This window comes from Streptomyces sp. NPDC054961, assembly GCF_053609145.1.
The window spans coordinates 126,135-146,746 of record NZ_JBSGWY010000014.1 but is presented as its reverse complement, the minus strand read 5'-3'; the positions used below and the strand labels follow the sequence as shown (position 1 = coordinate 146,746).

Annotated in this window: 5 protein-coding genes; all 5 read right to left on the bottom strand. The window is 72.9% G+C overall.

Annotation, left to right across the window (positions count from 1 at the left end; translation table 11 throughout):
• Nucleotides 1–92 precede the first annotated feature (92 nt).
• Nucleotides 93–1,412 (bottom strand): S8 family serine peptidase, encoded by a 1,320-nt coding sequence (locus tag ACWF9Z_RS15795; protein WP_453602476.1) that lies wholly within the window; start codon nucleotides 1,410–1,412, stop codon nucleotides 93–95.
• The gene (locus ACWF9Z_RS15790) at nucleotides 1,409–4,753 is read right to left on the bottom strand and encodes a right-handed parallel beta-helix repeat-containing protein (protein WP_453602474.1); all 3,345 of its coding nucleotides are present in this window, start codon (nucleotides 4,751–4,753) and stop codon (nucleotides 1,409–1,411) included. Before ACWF9Z_RS15790 ends, ACWF9Z_RS15795 begins: the two co-directional genes overlap by 4 nt.
• Before the next feature lie 58 nt (nucleotides 4,754–4,811).
• Nucleotides 4,812–6,260: a hypothetical protein gene (locus ACWF9Z_RS15785; protein ID WP_453602472.1), complete on the bottom strand. Its 1,449-nt coding sequence runs from the start codon at nucleotides 6,258–6,260 to the stop codon at nucleotides 4,812–4,814.
• Between the two features lie 150 nt (nucleotides 6,261–6,410).
• Nucleotides 6,411–7,259: a type VII secretion system-associated protein gene (locus ACWF9Z_RS15780; RefSeq protein ID WP_453602470.1), complete on the bottom strand. Its 849-nt coding sequence runs from the start codon at nucleotides 7,257–7,259 to the stop codon at nucleotides 6,411–6,413.
• A gap of 64 nt (nucleotides 7,260–7,323) precedes the next feature.
• Nucleotides 7,324–20,535: a WXG100-like domain-containing protein gene (locus ACWF9Z_RS15775; RefSeq protein ID WP_453602469.1), complete on the bottom strand. Its 13,212-nt coding sequence runs from the start codon at nucleotides 20,533–20,535 to the stop codon at nucleotides 7,324–7,326.
• Nucleotides 20,536–20,612 lie beyond the last annotated feature (77 nt).

Genomic DNA, 20,612 nt, shown 5'->3' with positions numbered 1-20,612 from the left:
CGGGCAGGGGGGGTGGGGAGGGGCTTCGACGGAGCCTGTCAGCGCCCGGAAACGTTCCGCTAAACCCCGCCTAACGCCGCCCGCACCGCGCGTTAGCGGCCCCCGTCGGCTCCCGCACCGGCTCCCGCACCCGCTCCCGCACCGCGCTCCCCATAGCGGCCCGGCCGCCAACCGCGACGCCGGCCCAGGGGAACCGCGTACCCGATGGCGGCCGCGGCCAGCACCGTGGCGAAGGCCGCGCCCGTGACCGCGTACGCCGCCCGCGCGCCCCCGTCGCCGGGGGCGTCCGGCATGTCCAGGTGCTGCCGGACCGGGGTCCGTACGGAGAGCTCGCCCTCTTCCGGCAGCACGGTGGTCGTGGCGGACACCGGGTCGAGGGAGCCGTAGCCCAGCCGCGCGTCGGGAAGGGCCGTCCCCGGGTGGTAGGCCGTGGACTGCAGCCGGTGGACCAACTGGCTGACGGTGAGGCCCGGCCGGTAGCCGAGCACCAGCGCCGCGGCGCCGGCGACCTCGGCGGCCGCGTAGCTCGGTCCCGACGCGGTGAAGTGACCGCTGCCCGCGGGGCCCGTGCTCAGCACGGAGTCCCCGGGCGCCACCAGGTCCACCCGGCCTGTGGAGGCCGAACGCGCCGGCGCCCCGCCCGGCCCGCTGTCGGTCACCGCGAGCACCTCGGGGTACGCGGCCGGATACACGGGCGCCTTGCTGCCCTGCGTGTCGGAGGCCGCCGGGGCGACGATCAGCGCGCCCTTGGCGGTGGCGTACGAGACGGCCGCCGCGAGGGAGTCGCCCGCGGCAGGGGTGACGGCGGCCACGTCGATGACGCGGGCGCCCCCGTCGGCCGCCGCCCGGATGCCCTGGGCCAGCAGGTCGGGATCGGTGTTTCCGGCCGCGTCTGTGACGGTGACGGAGAGGATCCGCGCCCGGGGTGCCATCCCGGCGAACCCGGTGCCCGGACCCCGCTTCGCCGCGATCAGTCCGGCCACGAAGGTGCCGTGGCCCACGCAGTCCGCACCCGGCCCCGCGTCGTGGAACCTGGGCCCGGCCTGCAGCCGACCGCCGAGGACCCCGGCCGTGTCGTCCACGCCCGAGCCCACCACGGCCACCAGTACGCCCTCCCCCTCGGTCAGCGGCCACACCGCGTCCGGGCGCAGGTACGCCTGCGCCCACGGCACCCGGCCGCTGACCCGGTCCGACCCCTTGCGGCACCCGGCCTGCCGGACGTCGGCCAGGGTCTGCGTCATGCCCGGCAGCGAATCCGGCTCCGCGTCGGAGCGCGCCCGTACCGCGTCCGCCCGCGCGGGCCCCGCCCCCGGGAACAGCGTGAGCGCCCCGGACGCGCCGCACACCGCGAAGACCCCGGCCAGGCTCGCCGCGGTGAGGGTACGGCGGAGCGCGCCGGCACCCGCCCTCACGCGGCGCTGCCCGTCCGCGCGCCCACGGGCAGGTCCGACGGCAGGAGCAGGCTGATCTCCGACAGGTCGTCGACCTCCAGCCGGCTCAGCCGCCCCGCCTGGCGGGTGATCATCGACTCCAGGGTCTGCCGGGCGAACCGGCCGTTGCCGAAGGTGCGGTCGCGCGGCGCCGCGGCGAACAGGCCGAGGAGCGCGGCGGTGGTGTCCGGCGCCAGTACGTAGCCCGCGGCCTGCGCCTGCTTCGTCACGATCTCCACCAGCTCGGCGTCCGAGTAGTGCTCGAACAGGACCTGCCGGGAGAACCGCGAGGCGAGACCCGGGTTGGACGCCAAGAAGCCCTCCATCTCGTCGGAGTAGCCGGCGACGATCACCGCCACCTCGTCGCGGTGGTCCTCCATCAGCTTCATCAGCGTGTCCACGGCCTCCTGTCCGAAGTCGTTGCCGCTGCCACCGCGCGGCGTCAGCGTGTACGCCTCGTCGATGAACAGGACTCCGCCCCGGGCCCGGTCGAAGGCCTCCTTCGTGAGCTGCGCCGTGTGGCCCACGAAGCGGCCCACCAGATCGGCCCGCGCCACTTCCACCAGCTGGCCGCCGGGCAGCACGCCCAACTCCGCGAGGAGCTTCCCGTACAGCCGCGCCACCGTGGTCTTTCCCGTACCGGGCGCGCCCGCGAACACCAGGTGGTGGCTGATGGTCGCGGTCGCCAGACCCGCCTCCCGCCGCCGGTTCACCTGCTTGATCAGGTTGACCAGGTCCTGGACCTGTTCCTTCGCGGCCGACAGGCCGATCATCGCCCCGAGCTGATCGAGGAGATCGGTGCGGGGCGCGCCGCCGGCCGGCGCGTCCGGTGCCGGTGCCGCCACGTCCTCGGGCAGCAGCAGCGCCAGGTCCGCGTTGCCGAACTCCGCGAGCCCCGCGAGCCGGGAGGCCTGCCGGTCGACCATCTCCTCGAAGACCTTGCGGGCGGCACGGCCGTTGCCGAAGTCCGCGCCCTTGGCCATCGCCCCGAAGTGCCGGGTCAGGACCTCGTGGGTGCCTTCGGCCAGCTCGTAGCCGTGGCCGTGGGCCGACATCTCCACGATCGTGGTCAGTTCGGCGTCCGAGTAGTTCTCGAAGTCGACCGTACGGCTGAAGCGCGAGGCGAGTCCCGGGTTGGAGTCCAGGAACCCGCGCATCTCCTCCGAGTACCCGGCGACGATGACCACGATGTCGTCGCGGTGGTCCTCCATCAGCTTCACCAGGGTGTCGATCGCCTCCCGGCCGAAGTCGGGACCGGTACCGCCGCCGCCCTGCGAGAGCGTGTACGCCTCGTCGAGGAACAGCACCCCGCCCAGGGCCCCCTTGAACACCTCGGTGGTCTTGATCGCCGTACCGCCGATGATGGACGCGACCAGGTCCGCGCGGGCCACCTCCACCAGGTGCCCGCTGCGCAGCGCCCCCAGCTCCGCCAGGATCGTCCCGTACAGCCTGGCCACGGTCGTCTTGCCGGTCCCGGGCGGCCCCGCGAAGATCAGGTGCCTGCTCATGGGGAGCGCGGGCATCCCGGCCAGCTCCCGCCTCTTGGCCAGCTTGTTCAAGTTGACCAGCGTCTCCACCTGCTCCTTGACCCCGGCCAGTCCGACCAGGGCGCCGAGGATCGCCTGAGGACCGTCGGGCACGGCCGGCTGCGCCGGTCCCGCCGCCCCGCCCGGCTCGCTCGCCCCCTCCTGCGCGGACCCGCCGTCCGCGGGGGCGGTCGCCGAGCCGTGCGCGTCCGGCATCTCGTTGGCCCGGCTGGTCAGGTTCTCCACCGCGAGGCGCGTACCCGGCTTGGTCTGGCGCAGCCCAGACCCCCGGTTGCCGACGACGGAGCAGTCGTGCACCCGTACGGCCTCCGTCGAGTCGACCCGGATGCCGTCGTGGGCGTTCTCGGCCGCCTCGCACGCCGTGAGCGTGGCCCGGCCGCCGGGGGCCACGGTGAAGCCGTGGCGGCGGTTGGCGCGGGCCCGGGTGCGCGTCGCGGTCAGCTCGCCGCCGTCCTCCACCACCGCTCCGTCCTGCACCGACTCGGCCAGATCGCAGTCGCGCAGCGAGGCGACGCCTCCACCGCCCACCGACACTCCTGCCGCGCCCGTGGCCCGTACCGAGGTGTCACCGACGTAGGCGTGGCCGCCCTCGGAGATCCGTATCCCGCACTGCCCGGTGGAGCCGATCTGCGAACCCTCCAGCCGGCCGCGGCCGTTGCGGGTCACTTCCACACCGTGGCCGCGCACGTCCAGGACCGTCAGACGGCGCAGCATGGGATTGGCCCCGTCGGTCACCAGCACGCCCGCACCGATCCCGTCACGCACCTCCAGCCGGTCGAAGTCGGGTGCGCTGTCCCCGCTCAGCCACACGCCCGCCGGCCCGCAGTCGCGTACGGAGACCCGGCTGAACGAGGGGCTCGACGACTCGTCGACCCGCACCCCGGCGCCCTCCGCGCCGCTGGCCTCGCACTCCTCGAAGGCGCCCCGGGAGCGTCCCGTGACGTGGATGCCGTCCCCCTTGGTCCGTGACGTGCGGCAGCGCCGCAGCACCGGATCGGTGCCGCCCGAGAGGGCGATCCCGTGGCCGGCGGTGTTCGTGACCGTGCAGTCCTCCAACAGGACCCGGGAGGCCGAGCTGATGTAGACGCCCAGGACGCAGTCCCGCACGGTCGTGCGCAGCACGCGGGTAGCGCTGTTCTCCTCGAGTGCCACGGCGGGCTTGTCCGTCGAGGAGATCTCGCAGTCCTCGACCGAACCCCGGCCCTCGCCGTTCGCGCACACGCCGTTTCCGCGCGCGTCGCGCAGCACGCAGTTGCGGATCGTCGGATTGGCGCGCTCCCCGATCACCACCGCCGAGGTGCCCAGATGCTCGATGACGCAGTCCTCGATGACGCTGGCGCCGGTGGACGTCTCCACGATGCCGGCGCCCGCCGGGTTGACCACCCGGCAGCCGCGCATCGCGAGCGTGCCCTGCTGGCGGGTGAGCAGCGCCGTCCAGGAGCTGCCGACGACCTCGCAGTCCTGCAACGCGGCCTGACCGCGGGGTACGTCCACCGTGGGCAGTTCGTCGTCGTGCCCCTGGAGCACCAGACCGGTCAACTGCACCGCCTCGGCGATGACTTGGACGACCGCGCCGCTGCGGGGTGCCACTTTGACGCTGCCCCTGGCGTCCTCCGCGGTGATCGTCACCATCTTGTCGATCACCAGGTTCTCTTCGTACAGACCCGGGCGTACGGAGATCACCGCGCCGCTGCGCGCCACGCGGAGGGCTTCGCCGATGGTGCGGTACGAGCCACTTCGTGACTGCGCGCACACGGTCAGCACAGGGCGCGACATCTCTGGAGGATCCCTTCGGTGGAGCAGGCGGGGAGGAGGGGGTGCGCGGGGGAGGGTGCTAGGCGGTGCAGGAGACGCGTACGGCGGCCGCCGCGTTGTGGGCGTACGTCTTGTCGCCGCTGCCGGTCCAGTCCTGGCCGCGGTCGTGCAGCATCACCGCGAACTGGCCGCCCCGTACGTCGTACGTGCCTGCGTTGTACCAACTGCCCAGCTGGGTCCGCTGGTTGATGTTGAAGGAGCTGATCGTGCCGCTGCCCGCGGAAAGGGAGTTCTGCACCGTGTAGTAGGCCGGCGCCCCGCCGACCGCCTTGATGTCCTTGTTGTTCGGGATGTACACGGACACCTGGCAGCGCCCCGTGGAGACCTGGCCGGTGCGGAAGGTCCACAGCGCGTAGTTGCCGTTGTCCTTCTTCGGCGCGCCCGACATCGGGATGGCCGTGAACCGCCCGTTGCAGCCGTCGCCGCCCCAGCCGCCCGAGTACGTCTTCCACCCGGCCTGTCCGTCGTCGAACCAGCCGTTCTGGCTGTAGCCGGTGCCGCTGCCCGAGCACCCGGCGCCCGCGACGGCCTGGTACGTCTTCGCGGCGGCGGGCGGGGCGCCGGCGTTGGGCTGCCCCGGTGCGGGGGGCTGGGCACCGCCGCCGGTGCCGCCACCGCCGGTGCTCCCCCCGCCGCCGCCGGAGCCGCTGCTGCTAGAGCCGCCGCCGCCGGTGGATCCGGTGCCGCCCGAGGCCGGGCCGCTGCCGCCCTGGGGCACGGAACCGTTCATGTGCGGGTCGACGGAGTTCTGCGTGCCCGCGTCGCCCGCGGCGCCTCCCGCGGCGTTCGGGTCACCCTGCCCCGGCGAGGGGTTGCCCGCCTGGAGGCCGGCCTCGGGCACCGCGTTGCCGCGGTCGTCGAATCCGGGCACGAAGCCGTCGGGGCCGCCCGCGGCGCGGTTCATCCCGGCCGGGGGCGGAGCGTCGGGCCCGTGCTGCGGGCCGCCACCGCCCAGCTGGGACAGCACCAGCGGCAGTCCGACCAGGACCAGCCCGCCGACGAGGGCCGCCGCCACCACCGGCTTCGAGACCCGGCCGGGGCGCGGTCCGTCCGCCGCGCCGCCCTCGGCCGCGCCGACGGTCTCCGCGGAGGCGGGTACGGGCTCTCCGAGCACGGGACTCGGGGCCGTCTCGGCTTCGGCCTCGGCCTCGGGGGTGGCCTCGGCTTCCGCCTCGGCTCCGGCCTCGGGGACGGATCCGGAGACGGCGGCCGAGGGCGCCGCCTGCGGGGCCCGCGGAGCCTCGGTCCCGGGCAGGCCGGGCAGCATCGGCAGGACGAACGCTCCAGCCGGGGCTGAGGGTTCGGCGGCTTCGGGTTCGGTGGCTTCGGCGGTTCCGGTGGCTTCGGTGGCTTCGATGGTTCCGGCGGTGCCGGGGGCTTCGGGGGCTTCGGAGGAGGAGGGGGCGGTGGCCTCCGGCTCCTCCGCGGCCCAGGCGACCGCCGGAAGCTGGATGCCTCCGACCCACACCCCCGTGGCTCCTTCTCCTGCTTCCGTAGCCGTTGCTTCGCCCTCGCCGTTCGGCCGTCCGCTCTGCTCCACCGCTCATCCCCTCCGTGCGCCGTCAGACCCCTATACGGCTCGACGGATGGGCACCCCCGCAGGGTTCACGGCCGTACGTCAGCGTTCGGCGGGAGGGCCGTCGCTGGTGACGCGGATCGGGGCGAGGGGCGCGATCGGCTCGGGCGCCGGGGCGACGGCCGAGGGCTCCTGCTCGGAAGCCGCCCCGCCGTCCGTCCGTCCCTGCGGCTCCCGCTCCGGCTCCCGCTCCTCCGCCGGCTCGCGCTCCCGCTCCTCCGCCGTCTCCGGCTCCTCCTCCGGCGCCCGTTCCGCCTGCGGCTCCTGCCGGGCGAGCTCCAGGGCCGCGCCCAGGACGGAGTCCTCGATCCGCATGGCCACACCGGCGGTCGGGTTCACGTACAGCTCGTGGCCGGCGGGCAGCAGTTCGGCCAGTTCGGTCAGCGGCAGCACCTGGTACGCGAACCGTCCGGCGACCTCCAGGTGCGGGGTGGCGGAGTACACGGGCACGACCGGGGTGCCGTCGGGAGCCGCGGCCGTGACCGGGCGGCCGTCGGCCGTCGTGTGCACGGCCAGTGCGGCCCGGGCCAGCGCGGCCGACACCGCATCGGCGGAGGCGTACCCGGTGGCGGAGAGCTGGACGGCCGCGTCGAGCGCGTCGGTGGGCTCGGGCCAGCCGAGGCTCTCGGGGGAGGGCCGGTACTCGGGGTTCTCCTGCCACTCCACGACCTCCCCGGCCGCGTCGGAGCGCCACTGCCCGCGCACCGCCCACACCGGCGGGGTCTCCTCGCCGTCCCACGCGGGGTCGATGACCGCCAGCCAGTGCTCGGGGGCCTGCCGGGCCGCCTCGCGGATGTCCTCGGGCACGGGCGGCAGCTCGGTGCCGGCGGTGGCGGCGGTGCCGGCGGCAGCCGCGTCGGCCTCGGGCGTCGGGTCGGGGGTGTCGCTCATGGGGTCCTCGAACTGTTGAAGGGGTCGATGGGGAGGGAGGGGAGGGGCGGGTCGCAGGAGTCTGTCAGGCGACCGGTACGGGCCGGACGACGGACCAGCGGAAGTCGCTCCCGTCGTGCACGAGGAAGACCTTGGTCCCCCCGGTCCCGAAGCTGCGCGAGGTGCCGTCCCGGGCCACGTAGACGATCGTGACGTCGAACTCGCGCGCCGCGATGGTACTGGCCAGGGCGATGGCCTCGCCGTCGGCGGGGTCCTGGGCCAGACGGTCCAGGATGAGCCGCGCCCGGTACTGCGGGGTGTGGGCCTGGGACGAGCCGCCGCCCAGCACGTCCTGGATCGACTGGACGAAGCTGTCGGGCCGCGTACCCGTGGCACTGGCCAGGTCGGCGTCCCGGGCGGTCTGGACGAGCTCGCTCCGCCACGTACGGGCCGGGTGTTCGGCGGAGGGGGCGTGCGCGGAGTCCCGCGCCGTGCGGACCGCGTTCGCCAGTGCGGCCGGGTAGTCGCTCCCGATGTCGCGGGGGAAGGAGCGCAGGTCCGACGGCATCACGATGACGTCGTCGGCCCCTCGCCCGTCGGCGTCGGCCCGTCGTTCGCCGGCGCCTTCGGCGTCGGTCCCCTTCCCGTGGGCCGGGGCAGTGGTCTCGCTCCCGCCCGTGCCGGTCCCGTCCGTCCCGGTCCCGTCCGCCGGGTCCGCCGGATCGGGGCGGACCTCCTTCTCCGTCCAGGTGAGGGTCCGCTCCGGGAAGTCCTGCGCGTGCGCCCACTCGCTGAGCGAGCCGCCCCGGCCGAACTTGGCGGCGACGGCCTCCTTGTAGACGGCCTCGATGACGGTCGGCATGTACGAGTAGTTCGCCGCCCGGTTGATCCGCGCGCGCAGCGCACGGCGCTCCTGATCGGACTCCGGGAAGCGGTCCGTGATCAGCTTGCCCGCCAGCCTCGTGAACTGTGCCTGCGCCGGCGCCCTGTCCGCGGGGCCGCCGCTCAGGAGATCCGGTCGGCCCAGCAGGTCGTGCAGCTGCTGCAGCTGTTCCACGTGCTTCGACACGGCCCGGTCGTTCGCCTTCAGCGACGGCACCAGGTGGGCCTGGACGTGCCCGGCCTTCGGCGGGCTGGTGTTCGGGACGACGGGCAGGCCGTTCGGGTCCGCGAGCGGCGACTCGTTCGGCAGCGGGCGTGCCAGCTCGGGGATGTCGCGCAGCTCGGGCAGGGACAGCTCGTCCAGCATGTCGCTGAGCGTCCGGACCTCGCCGTCGCGCGTTCCCGGCAGGTACTCGTCGCGGTACTGGTCCAGTACGTAGGTGCGCAGGGAGCCGGGCAGCGCGTCGTTGCGGATCTCCTCGACGCCGGAGTCGCGGATCAGGTACTGGTCGGAGTCCTTGTTCCGGTCCGTGTTGAGCGCGTGCCCGTTGCCGAGCCCGCTGACCTGTGCCTCTTCGATCGCCCCGGAGGTCAGCCGGTGGTAGGTCTCCACGGGGACGAGGAAGGAGCGCACGATCGGCTTGCCGTGCGAGCCCTCGGCGTTCCTGGTGATCCGGTCGTGTCCTTGGCTGCGGTAGGTCCGCATGTAGTGGAGGGCCCGCCACGGCCGGCCCGCGTTGACCCACATGTCCTTGGTGTCGGGCAGGATCCTGATCTCGCCGTCGGCGGTCTGGTGGATGTCCTTGTGCCCGACCCCGTCCGGTGCGTAGACGGTCTGGAAGAGCCGGACGTAGTCCTTGCCGTTCAGGGTCTCGACGCGCACGTCGCTCCGGTGGGCGAGGGATTCCACCTTGAGCACGGTGCCCCGGGGCGATTCGTACTCGGTCACCCGCAGATCCCGTCGTTTCATGAGGTCGGCGGCGGCGCCCGGCCTCTTCATGTCCGACTTCAGGACCTCCGAGACGACGTGGTACGCGGGCTCGGCCGGGCGGTACCCCAGCTCCGTCACCGGGGGACCGGCGGACGGCGCGAGGGACAGCAGGGGAGGCGTGGGAGGCGTGGGAGGCGTGGGAGGCCCGGGGGCCGCGGGAGGTTCGACGGGTGGTTCGTCGCCGTCCAAGACGTATGCCTTGGGCGGGGAGACCGCCGGGCTTCCCTCCGGCTTGGGGTCGGTGTCCAGGAGGAAACGGACGATGGTGTTTACGTCGTTCTTCGTGAATCCCTTGTCGAGGTCCCCCTTGTGCGCTGCCTTCGCGTCATCGGCCATGGGCCAACCGCTACCGCCCGGCTGGCGGTTCGCGTAGATGAAGGGCGGGGTATTGGACTGGTCCGCGCCCGGTACGCGGGCCTTCACGTCGGCGAGGACCCCCGCCTCGAAGAACTTTCCACTGCGGGTGGGGGAAGCGCTCACGTTCAGGAGCTCGTATCCGATGGACATGCCGCCGAGCTTGGTCGTGCCGGTCCCGGACTGGGTGTTCCAGGCGGCCATGCGGACGGTGCCGATGCTGTTCGGCTCCTCCATGTACTTGACCCGGTACCCGAGCATCGCCATGGCCTCCAGGTTGCCGCTGCGGAAGCCCAGGTGCCGCGCCGAATCGGCTTCGCGGTCGAGGTATTCGTACAGCTTGAACTGGCCGGTGCGGGTGTGGCCGCCCCAGCCGCGCAGGGCCGTGCCGATCTCCTCGCTCCCGGGACGCCAGAACGCCGTCAGGTCGTGGACGGACACGTGGTCGGTGCTCAGGTCGCGGGCCATCTCGGCGTACTTGCCCTCGTGGACGGGGTCCGCGTGGCGGTCACCGACGATCAGGACGAACGGCTGACGGGTAGTGGGTGAAGAGGCGGCCGTCTCGGCGACCCTTTCGATGATCTGGCGGACGCCGGTGAAGCTCGTGTCGTGTTCCAGGTGAGCGCCACCGCTCTTCCCGCTGAAACGGGACCACAGGACGATGACTTCCCTGCCCGCGAGGTCCGGGACGTGATGTGCCTCCAGCCACGTCCTCACGTGCGGGTGTTCCGTCGTGGGGAACGCCCTCGAGGAAACCCCCCACGAATGGCGGATGTCTTTGCGGATCGCTTCGCTGTGGGTGGCGGCCAGATAGTTCGTACCGGCGTTGATGGGCAGGTTGCGTCGCTTGAGCTGGGTGTTGCTCATGGTGAGCGCGCCGGCCAGCTGCGTGTCGTCGGCGAGGGGCTGAACGCGGGCGATCTCGTCGTTCAGCCCGTCCCACCGGTCGGCCATCGTCTGGAGCAGCGTCTGCTCGGCGGGGTGAAGTCCCGCGGGATCGACGGGTGGCACCAGGCCCGCCGTCCGCAGCAGGCGGTTGAGGTCCTCGGGATCGGCGACAGGGCGCGGGGCCCCCTGGAGCGGTGGGCGTGTCGGTGGCCGCAGCTCCGACTCCAGGTACATCTTCGCCACCTTCGTCAGCGCGGCGCGGTGCGCCCCGAGGGTGTCCGCGGCGTCCCCGGACTGCGACCACGCGTGCTTCACCCCCAGCAGCCTGATCAGGCTGTTGATCTTGATTTCGGTGGACTTCTTGTCGTCCCAGAGGTCGTTCACCTTGACGAGGTGGATCCGGTCGGCGTCGATGCCGCTGGCCACGTAGAAGTCGCGGATGTCGGTGGCCTTGTCCTCGCGCTCCAGCGGCCTGCCGTTCTCGCCGACGGCGCCCTGGGAGATCGCGACGTGCAGCCGGGGGACGTTGCGCAGGGTCGCGGCGATGGCGAACTGGTCGCCCGTCGCGTATCCGGGCTGGTTGAGGACCACCGGATGCGTCTCGGTGGTGGACTTGAGCACCTCCCACGGATCGGCCGCGTCGAAGACCTCCGCGACCAGCTCGGCGGCCAGCGGCCGTCCGGAGAACTCGCCCGCCGCGCGCCGGGCCTCGGCGAGCGTCCTGGCGGCGTCCGCGAGCGCCTGCGGGTCGGCCGTGTCGTGTTGGTCGAACAGCTCCCGGAGCGCCCGGGCGGCCTCCGGCTGCCCCGTCTCCAGATCGCCCCGCGCGTCGAAGCGGTAGGACTCCGCTCCGTGGTCGCCGCGCAGGACGAGCTCCACCGGGCGGCCCAGCCCGATGGCCGTGCGGTGGGCCACGTACAGGGCGTCGGCGCTCTGGCGGTGGTCGCCGGCGGCGAACCACACCTGCCGGGCGGTCCCCTCCGGCTGGTCCAGGGCTGCCCGCAGCCGGGTGATCTGCTCGGCGATCGGGACCTCGGCCCGTGGATCGCCGGCGTAGCGGATGCCGTGCAGGTCGACGTGGCCCCGGGAGGACCGGCCGAAGAGGCCGTGGCCGAGCAGGTCCTCCTCGGTCACCAGCATCTCGACGCGGCCCCGCACGGGCGGGACGGCCCGGCCGCCGGCGTCCGTGCCGGTGATCTCGGCGTCGAGCCGGACCACGTGCTGTACGGGGGCGCTGGGGTCGGGCACGGGGGCGGGGGCGGGGGCGCCGGGCACGGCGAGGGGGTCGACGGGCGGGGCGGGGGCGTCGGTCTTGCCGACCTTGACGATGTCGAGGGACAGCGAGGACGCGGCGCTCGTCGCGCTGTGCCGGAGGTTGGGCCCGGACATCGGCAGGGTCACCCCGGAGGAGCCGAACCGCTGGACGGCGTCGGCGCCGAACTGGGTGCGCGGGGCCGAGGACGCCGAACTGGACGTGCCCTGTCGGCTGCCCAGGTCCATCGCCAGGCTCCGGCTGCGGTTGGGGTCCGGGGCGCTGGTGGCCTGGCCGACGTCCACCGGGTTCGAAAGCCGGATGCCGAGGTGGGTCCCGCCGTCGATCGAGATGATGCCGGCCAGCGCCGCGGCCTCGGAGGCGTCGAACGTCCGGCCCCCGCGATCGCGCACCAGCCCGTCGATCAGAGCCAGCTGATGGGTGGTGGAGGTCGGGAAGAAGTACCTGTCGGTCCGCGGGTTCGGCTCCGGCTCCGACAGCAGCCTGAAGTCCCGGCTCGCGAAGTTGCGTACGGGCACGAAGGCGGTCGTCGACGGGACGTGCGCGGCGTCGGGGCCGGCCGCGGCGTCGGGGGCGGGGAGCAGGGGCAGCCCGGGCCGCCAGGTTCCCGGACCCGGGTCACCCCCGACGAGGCGGGTGTCCACGACGGGGAAGCGCAGGACCGCCCGCGCTTCCAGGGGCCGGCTGGCTTCGCGCGGGCGCCCCGACAGGTTGGTGACCAGGTTGCCCAGCGCGTTCAGCGGGTCCAGGTGGAGAGGCGTCCGGCGCACCGACACCGCGTACTCGAGGGGTACGCCCGTGAACTGGACGACGTGATCGGTGCGCAGCCAGGTGCGGGCCTCGGAGAAGCGGGTGGTGGGCTGGGTGAGCACTCCCGCGTGGCCGCCCGTCAGCGCGACGCCGCTGCGGGCGTTCATCGGGCCCGCCGGTTCCAGCGGATACGTGAACTGCGGCGAGAGGGAGTAGGCGTGGGCCGTGGTGGTGCCCCGGTTCGCCTCGACGGTGGTACGCGTCAGGTGGGTCTGGTTCTCGAGGCCCGAGTTCTTGGAGAGTTCGGTACCGGCTACGTTCTCCGCTCCCTCACCCGGCCTCGCGTGGACGCTGATCTCGACGAGGTTGCCGCCGATCCGGTCGTGGTGCTCGAAGGAGACCTTCATCGAGCCCGGGTGCCGGGCGGGCAGCGAGCGTATGGCTGCCGGGGAGGCCAGGCCCGCCACGGCGGTGTCCAGACCGAGGACGTACGAGAGGTGTCCCGGGATGCGGGCGCCGGGGGCGATCTCGTCGACCAGGTCGACGAGGCGCCGGCGCACCGGCTCGCGCTCGCGGCCCGGGGCGTCGTACCCCTCGGCGTGCGGGCGCACGGTCACCTCGTCGACGGAACCCTGGCCGATGTGCCCTGGTCCGGTGAACCGGTCCGGGAGCCGCCGGCCGGCGCCGGCCGGCCCGTCCTGGGGGAGCAGCGTGTCGACGGCCAGTCCGGCGTCCCGGAACTCCGCGCTGTGGCGCTGGAGCTGTTCCGGGGTGAGGAGTATGCCGACCGATCCTGGAATGACGACGACCCGGCGCACCGTCGTACGTTCCCCGAGCCCCAGCATGTTGGTGACGCCGTTGCCCCATCCCTGCCGCAGCGTGATCTCGTAGGTGGCGTTCAGCCGCACGCGGTGGTGGCGACCGGTGTCGGTGGGCACCTGGGCCGCGGCCAGCGCCGTCGTCCGGGAGGAAGCGGTGACGGTGTCAGGGGCGTACTGGTAGCCGACGGAGGGCGTTCCCGCATTCGCCGGGGCCTGCGGGCCGGTGTCCTTGAAGGCGAGGCTGGCGCCGCCCCGGACACCGTTCGTGGTGGTGTCACCCGCGGTGCCGCTGTCCGCGTGGGTCACACCCACCTCCGTGTAGAGGGCGCCGGCCGAGCCCTCGTGGACGATGGGGAACCGGGTCCCCTCGGCTCCGGAGGCGTGCAGGTATCCCTTGATCTCCAGGGACATGTGGTGGTCGACCGCCGTGCCGTAGCTGGTGGCGTGCTCCACCACGTACGTACCGCCGAAGATCTGGTGCCCGCGGGCCAGCAGCGCCGTCGCGGTCAGCTGGCTGTCCAGCAGGACGTGACCGGGCGGAAGGACGTCGCCGAGGAGCTTCCCGTTCAGCCAGTTCCGCATCGAGAAGGCACCGCCCGCGGTGGCCTCGGCCAGCGGACTCGCCGCGTCCCCGGTCCCGTCGGACGGCGCGAGACCGAAGCGCTCGCGCCACTGACGGTCGGCCGGTCGCGGACGCTGAGCCTCCAGGTCGGTGGCGGCGTGCGGCGCGGCGGGGGCCGCGACGGCGGCCTCCGGACGCGTCCGCGGGGCGCCGTGCAGCATCTCCCGTACGACGTCCTGCAGTACGTGCGCCCCGCGGACGTGTTCCACGACGGCGTCGCCGGGGAGGGGGACGACACCGGGGCGCAGCAGGCCCGCACCGGTCAGGCTGTCCAGGTGCGTGTCCATCGTGTCGGCGGACCGCAGGATCTCGTTCGCGGCGCGCGGCGCGGCCGGTGCGGCGGGCGTCGGCCCGGCGGGCGGAGCGGCCACCGCGTCGGGTTCCGGAGTCGTACGGTCGTGGGCCACGGCCAGTGTGATCACGGCGGGCGACGCGTTCGTGGCCGAGTCCGGCGTCGGAACGACGGGCTGCCAGGGCCCTCCGTCGGACATGTCCAGGCGGTAGGTGACGGGTACGTCGAAGAGGGCCACGCCTTCCTTGGTCACCACCTGCTGGTCGTGGCTGACCGAGGTGGACCAGCCCCGCACGGTGCCCCAGGTGCGGGTGTACGCGGGATCGAAGGAGCCCTGGGCCTGCCAGTTCGTGCCCACCAGCGGTACGTTCCCCTGCACGGTGCCGCTGACCGTCAGGGACGGTGCGGTCGTCCGTTGGCCGGAGGCCGGGAGGCTGTGGCTGACGGAGTTGGACAGGGCCATGTGCTCGTTGGACAGGGTTCCCAGGTACGCGGGATCCCCGGCGCGCTCGGCGGTCAGGCGCACCTGGATCTGCCCCGTGTGGCCGGGGCGGGGGTCGTCGAGGCGTACGACATAGCCGCCGTCGACGAGCTCGCCTGCGGCGCCGCGCAGCGCGAACTCGCTCCAGGCCGCCTTGAGACGGTGCAGGTTCATGAGCTGGGTGCGCCGGTCGGTGGAGGCCGTACCGCCGGAGTCGCCCGTCGACGAGGCGTTCGGAAGGTAGTGGCGCTCCGTCAGCTCGGCGATGGCCCGGTCGAAGTACCTCGTCGTGCCCTCCACCCGGGTGGTGGTGGCGGAGATGCCGAGCGATTCCAGTCGTTCCAGCTCGGGCGGGAGCCGCCTCCTGCCGGGTCCGTCGGGATTCAGGTCCAGGGTGTCGCGGGCGGGGACGTACAGCGTCAGCGGAACGGGGTGGTCGATGTGCTCCGCCGGTCGCCGCGTTTCGGTCGGTGCGCCGTCATGGAAGGTGAGGGTGAACCGGGCCGTGCCGTCGACCAGCAGGTGGGCAGCGCCGCTGCGCAGGTTCTGGCTCTGCTGGGCGCCGCCTCCGGTCGAGAAGTCCTCGCTCGCCTGGTACTTGCCGCCGAACTTGCCGCCGAACGCCCCGCCGAGGGCGGTGGCCGCGCCCGGATGGCCGGCCTCGGTCGCGGAGGTGAGGTTGCCCTGCGCGCCGCCTTCCAGGGCGAGGGAGCTGGTCAGAGTGGACTTGACGGTGTACCGGTTGAAACGGGTGTTGTGCGACTCCAGGTTCATGGAACGGGTGACCGCGGTGACGTCGGAGCCCGGCGTGACCGTTGCCGTGAGGCCGAAGAAGCCGATGGCCCGGCCGGAGGTGTCGTGCAGGACCGGTGAGAAGAACCCTCCGGACACCGCGATCGGCAGGCCGCCGCGCAGTGACTCCTCCGAGGTCCAGTGGTGCACTTCGGCGAGAGACTCCGGCGACAGGGTGTTCAGCTTCTGCTCGAACCCGCTCTTCACCAGCCGGGCGAGCTCGCCCGGCTCGCCGATCCCGGCGACCGCCCACAGCGGAGTGGTCCGCAACTGCGCCGCGGTGGCCGGGACGTGTTCGCCCTCCACCGCAGTCAGCAGGTGGTTGGGAAGGTACACGGCCAGCGGCTCGGCCTCGGTGACCGTCGGGTGGCTCTCGCCGTTGAGGCCGGCCTCGCCGTCCCGACCGGTCCCGCCGTCGCCCGCGTCGCGGCCGTCGCCGGTCTCGATCACCCAGGTCGCCTTGTACGAGTACGGAGTCGACGACTCGTTGCTGCGCAGGGCCTGAACGGCCTGATGTCCCTGGGCGAGGTTCTGGCCGAGCGCCAGCTCGTTGTGCACCGCCGAGACCGAGACGCTCCACGGCACCTTCGCCAGCACGCCGGCATCGGCTCTGGGTTCCGTTTCACCGTACGTACCCGCCAGCCGCCGCCGGTTGCCACCGCTGATCCCCTGCGAGGATTCGTTGGAGGCGCCGGCACGCCGCTCCACCCTGGTCTCGGGCAGCGCCCCGTGATCCCTGCCGAGCAGGCGGGCCTCCCGCGGCTCGGACAGCCGCAGCCGGAGCCGGACGTCGCGGCCGCCCAGCAGCTCGGAGGGGACGGGCCAGCCGTCCCTGTGCAGCAGGTACGGCAGTACGGCCTTCAGCCCGTCCGGTCCGAGCCGGTCGGCGAGTGCGGCATCGAGGGCCGCCGTGTCGGTGGTGAGCGACCGCAGCCGCTCGTGCAGTCCCGCCACCGGCAGCCGGTCGGGCAGCGCCAAGCCCAGCTGGGCGCCGTCGGGGTCGGCGAGCGCGCGGACGAACCGGCGCGCGTCCGCAGGGTCCAGCGGACCGGTGTGCGGCGCGATCACTGGTCCGGCGACCGCCTCGGGGGCCTGTGGACGGGGCTCGACCGAGGTCCATTCGGCCGTGGCGCCGTCGGGGTCGCTCACCAGGGCGATGACCCCCTCGTACCGGTCGGCGCCGACGGCCGACTCGTCCGAGCCCGTCCGGGGGCGCACGGCGGAGTAGGTCTGCACGGTCGAGGCGTACACCTTGCGCCCCGTGATGTCCGCGAACTGCTGGAGCTCCGGTGTGTTCCCTCCGATCTTGCAGGCGGTCAGCACGAGCGGGGCGCCCGGGGGCAGCATGCTGACGCGGTCCTTGATCTGCGTGCCGAAGTCCTTCAGGGTCACGGTCCGGTAGTCGTGGTCGCCGGGGGCGAGCACTTTCACGCCCGCGCCGCTGCTGTGCAGGTTGAGGAAGAACGGCTGCGGTCCGCCCGCCCAGGGAGCCGCGAGGTCGCCGCCGCTCTGGCGTCCGGCCTGCTGACCCAGCACCGTCTCGGTGCCTCCGCTCCAGTCGAACGGCCGGGTCTGGTCGTAGCCCGCGTTCCGCTCGTGCACCTGGTACACGCCGGAGGCTCCGCCGAACCGGTCCAGCGACTGCTCGCGCAGCTTCCAGTCCGGCTCGTGGTGGAACGACAGGCCCACCTCCTCGCCGTTCGCGTCCCTGATCGGACGGGTGAGCAGACGGGCCGGGGGCGGCGGGGCGGCCTCGGTGGACGTCCTGACCGGGCCGCCGGGGACGGGCGCGCCCTCCTGGGCGGGACGGACGGCGGCCTGCGTGGACGATTCCCCGGTGGACGTGACGGGCCTGACGACGATGCGGTCCATCGCGATGTGCTGGCCGCGCCGGACGTTGGGCTGATCGGCGTCACCGTCCAGCGGACGGGCCGTGGGCGTCGTCGCGCCGGTGGGCAGGGACGGCAGCGGCCTCTGAGGCAGTGGTTTGTCCGTACGGGGCGGGGCGGACGCGGAACCCTCGTCGCTGGTGTCCTTCGTGTCCTTCGTGTCCTTCGTGTCCGTCGCGTCCGTCGGGAGCGGCGGCAGCGGCCGCTCCCGCGCGTCGTCGTCCTTCTTCGCCGGGGCGGTGGCGTTCTCGTCCTCGGTCGGGTCGTGGTCCCGCGCCGGCCCGCTCTCGGTACCCGGCCGGGCCGCACCGTCGTCCTCCCCGACCGGGTGGAACCGGGGGTCGTCCGCGAACATCGTGCGGAACGGCTTGGACTCCGCGAGCGGGGGCAGGACGAACTCCCCGCCGTCGCCGGTCACGGCCCGGCCGGGAGCGGTCTGTGCCGCGGACCCCTCGTCCGTGGCGCCCTCGCCGGACCGCTCGCCCTTGCCGTCGCCGTCGCCGTCACCGTTGCCCTTCGGGTCCTCGTCCGAGGCCGGTCCGTCGCTCTGGGTCTTGGGCGGCTTCGGCGTGAGGACGTCCGCGACGTCGTCCGACTCGGGCGTGTCACCCAGGTTGTGGTCCGCGTCGTGCTCGGGCGTCAGGACGGGCAGCGGCTTGTCGAAGAAGGAGCGTCCGGTGAAGGGGTGCGAGAACACCCACTCGACCATGTCCTTCGCCTGCTGCTTGAAGGTCACGTCATGCGCGAACGAGGTGGGCCGCGGCACCGGGTAGGGGGCCTGGTGGCCGCTCATGTTGGCCAGGAACGAGACGATGTTCAGCGGGTGCAGAGCCCCGAAGTACTTGCTGTCGTTCGGGTTCGCCTTGGACTGGTGGGCGGCGAACCACTCCGCGTAGCGGTTCATGGCCGGCTCGAACAGCTTGTGCAGCGACTTGCCGATCATCCCCATGGCCATGCCGGAGACGAACGTCGACCAGGTGGTCGTGAACTCGTGCTCCTCGCTGAAGATGAGGTTGTAGAAGCCTTCGCTCAGGTTGTTCTGGACGCCGTCCTTGAGGTTGGCCGTGACCGCCATGCCCAGCTGGTACATGGGGTTGCCGTGCAGCGGGGTGGTCTGGAACATCCGCTTGAACGGCTGGGTGAAGGCGTTTCCGGTGATCTTGGAGGGGGTGAAGAGGTCCGGAAGGTCGCGCGCGAGGTTCTTCAGACCCTCGTTTCCGGAGAGTCTGCCGAGCGATTTCTCCAGGGCCTCGCCGAGCCCCGTGTGGTCGGCGGCGAGACGCCCCCACTTCTCGTTGAAGGTCTTGCCGAAGCTCTTGCCGAGCTCGTGCATCTCGGTCTTCAGGGCGGCGTCGCCCCCCTTGGCGAGGTGCTTCTCGAAGATCTCGCCCATCTGGTCGGAGACCTTCTGGGAGATCGTGCCCTTGCCGTGGCGGAGGAAGCCGTGCTCGATCTGCCCGCTGGCCGCGCCCAGCAGCTTGCCGACGTCCTTCGCGAAGCCGCTGCGTGCCGCGTCCGTCGACAGCAGCTTGGTGATGTCCGGGCCGGCCGCCTTGGCCCCGGCCGCGGCCGTGCCTTCCGCCCCGGCCTTGGCCCCTTCGGCGGCGACCTTGGTCTCGGCCTTGGCGGCTGAGCCTGCGGCGCCGCTCGCCGTCTCCTTCGCGGTTCCTCCGGCGGTGGCGATTTTGGTTTCGGCCTTGGTGGCTCCGCCTGCGGCGCTGTTGGCCGTTTCTTTCGCGGTTCCTCCGGCGGTGGCGATCTTGGTCTCGGCCTTGGTGGCTCCGCCCGCGGCGCCGCTCGCCGTGTCCTTCGCGGCCGTTCCTGCGGTGGCGCTTGGAGCCTCCGGGGCCGCCTTCCCCGCCTTCGGGGCGTCCAGGCCTTCGGAGGCGGTACGGGTGCCGGGTGCCGAGCCCTTGCCCGCGTCGCCGGCGGTCTTGCCACCGGCCGTCTGGGGGCTCGGACTGTCCAGGCCTCCCGACGCCGTCTTCGTACCGGTGTTCTTGGCGCCCGCTCCGGAGGCTTCACTCGCGGCGCCCTTGCCCGCGCCCGCAGCCCCGTCGGCGGCGGCGCCCTTGCCGGCTGCTGTGCCCGTGCCCGTGCTGGCGCCCGCGCCCTTGCCCGTTCCCGAGCCCGTGCCGGTGCCCGCGCCGGCACCCTTGCCCGTTCCCGACCCGGTGCTCGCGCCGGCGCCCTTCCCGGTGCCCTTGCCGGCTCCTGCCCCGGCGCCCGTACCCGTGCCGGTGCCCGCCCCCGCGCCCGAACCCTTGCCCGCGCTCTTCCCCGCTCCCGTGCCGGCGTTCGCGCCCGCGCCCGAAACGGTTTTCGTCCCGCTCTTCGCCCCTGCGGTCGCCGGATTTACCGCACCCGGAACCGCGTTGCGCGGGGACGCCGTCGGCACCTCGGTGGGGACCTTCTTGGCGGCGCTGTTGAGCTCCTCCTTCGCGAGGCCCTTGCCCGTCGTCTTGGAGGCGTTCTCCTTGGCCGCGTCGGCGATCTCCTTGCCCAGCTTGCCCGTGAGCGAGTCGTCGATCTTCTTCGAGATGACCGCGCCGGCGTCCTTGCCGAGCAGCTTGCCGAGGAACTGACCGCCGTAGTGCCCGATGATCTCCAGCGGCCCGGCCACCAGCCCGTTGAGCGCCCCGCCCTTGAGGGCTTCCAGGGTGTGCTCCTTGTCCCACTTGTCCGTGTGGCCGGAGGAGAGCTGGTAGAGCTGGATCACCATGTCCTGGAAGATGCCGGCGGTGATGCCGATGAACGTCTGCGTGAGGATCGTCCGCAGCAGGAAGGACAGCACGTTGCGCAGGCCCTCGCGGACGACCACGAACTGGAGGGCCGCGTTGATGGCGGTCGCACCGAAGGTGATCGGCCCGAAGATCATGGCGAACAGGATCTGGACGATCAGCTCGACGATCTGGAGGATCGCCATGATCTTCGTGTACTCGACCTGGTTGGCCACGTTCCGCGCCGCGTCCCCGAGTTGCAGCGCCAGTTCGCTCGTCTGCTGCATGATGTTCGACCCGGTCACCCCGCCGATGAGGTCCCTCATGGAGGCGACGAAGGCATCCGCCGCCTCGCCCTCGAAGTCCTCCTTGACCCTCGGGACGAGCTGGGCGATGTACGTGGCCAGGGTGTCCAGGTCCGCGGCCATGCCCTTGTAGTTGTCCGACACGCTCCGCATCAGGTCCTCGTCCGCCTGCGGCCAGGGCATGCCGGTGAGGAACGAGAAGAACTTGGAGACGTCCTCGGAGGGCTTGATCGACATGGTGCGGGCAACCTTCTGCCGGACGGGGCGGGCACGGACGCGGAGCGGGGGGAGGAGGGAGGGCGCGGGGTGGGGAG

Excerpts from the sequence above, each read along its gene's own strand:
- ACWF9Z_RS15790 (WP_453602474.1), bottom strand. The coding sequence starts at position 4,753 with ATGTCGCGCCCTGTGCTGACCGTGTGCGCGCAGTCACGAAGTGGCTCG.
- ACWF9Z_RS15780 (WP_453602470.1), bottom strand. The coding sequence starts at position 7,259 with ATGAGCGACACCCCCGACCCGACGCCCGAGGCCGACGCGGCTGCCGCC.
- ACWF9Z_RS15775 (WP_453602469.1), bottom strand. The coding sequence starts at position 20,535 with ATGTCGATCAAGCCCTCCGAGGACGTCTCCAAGTTCTTCTCGTTCCTC.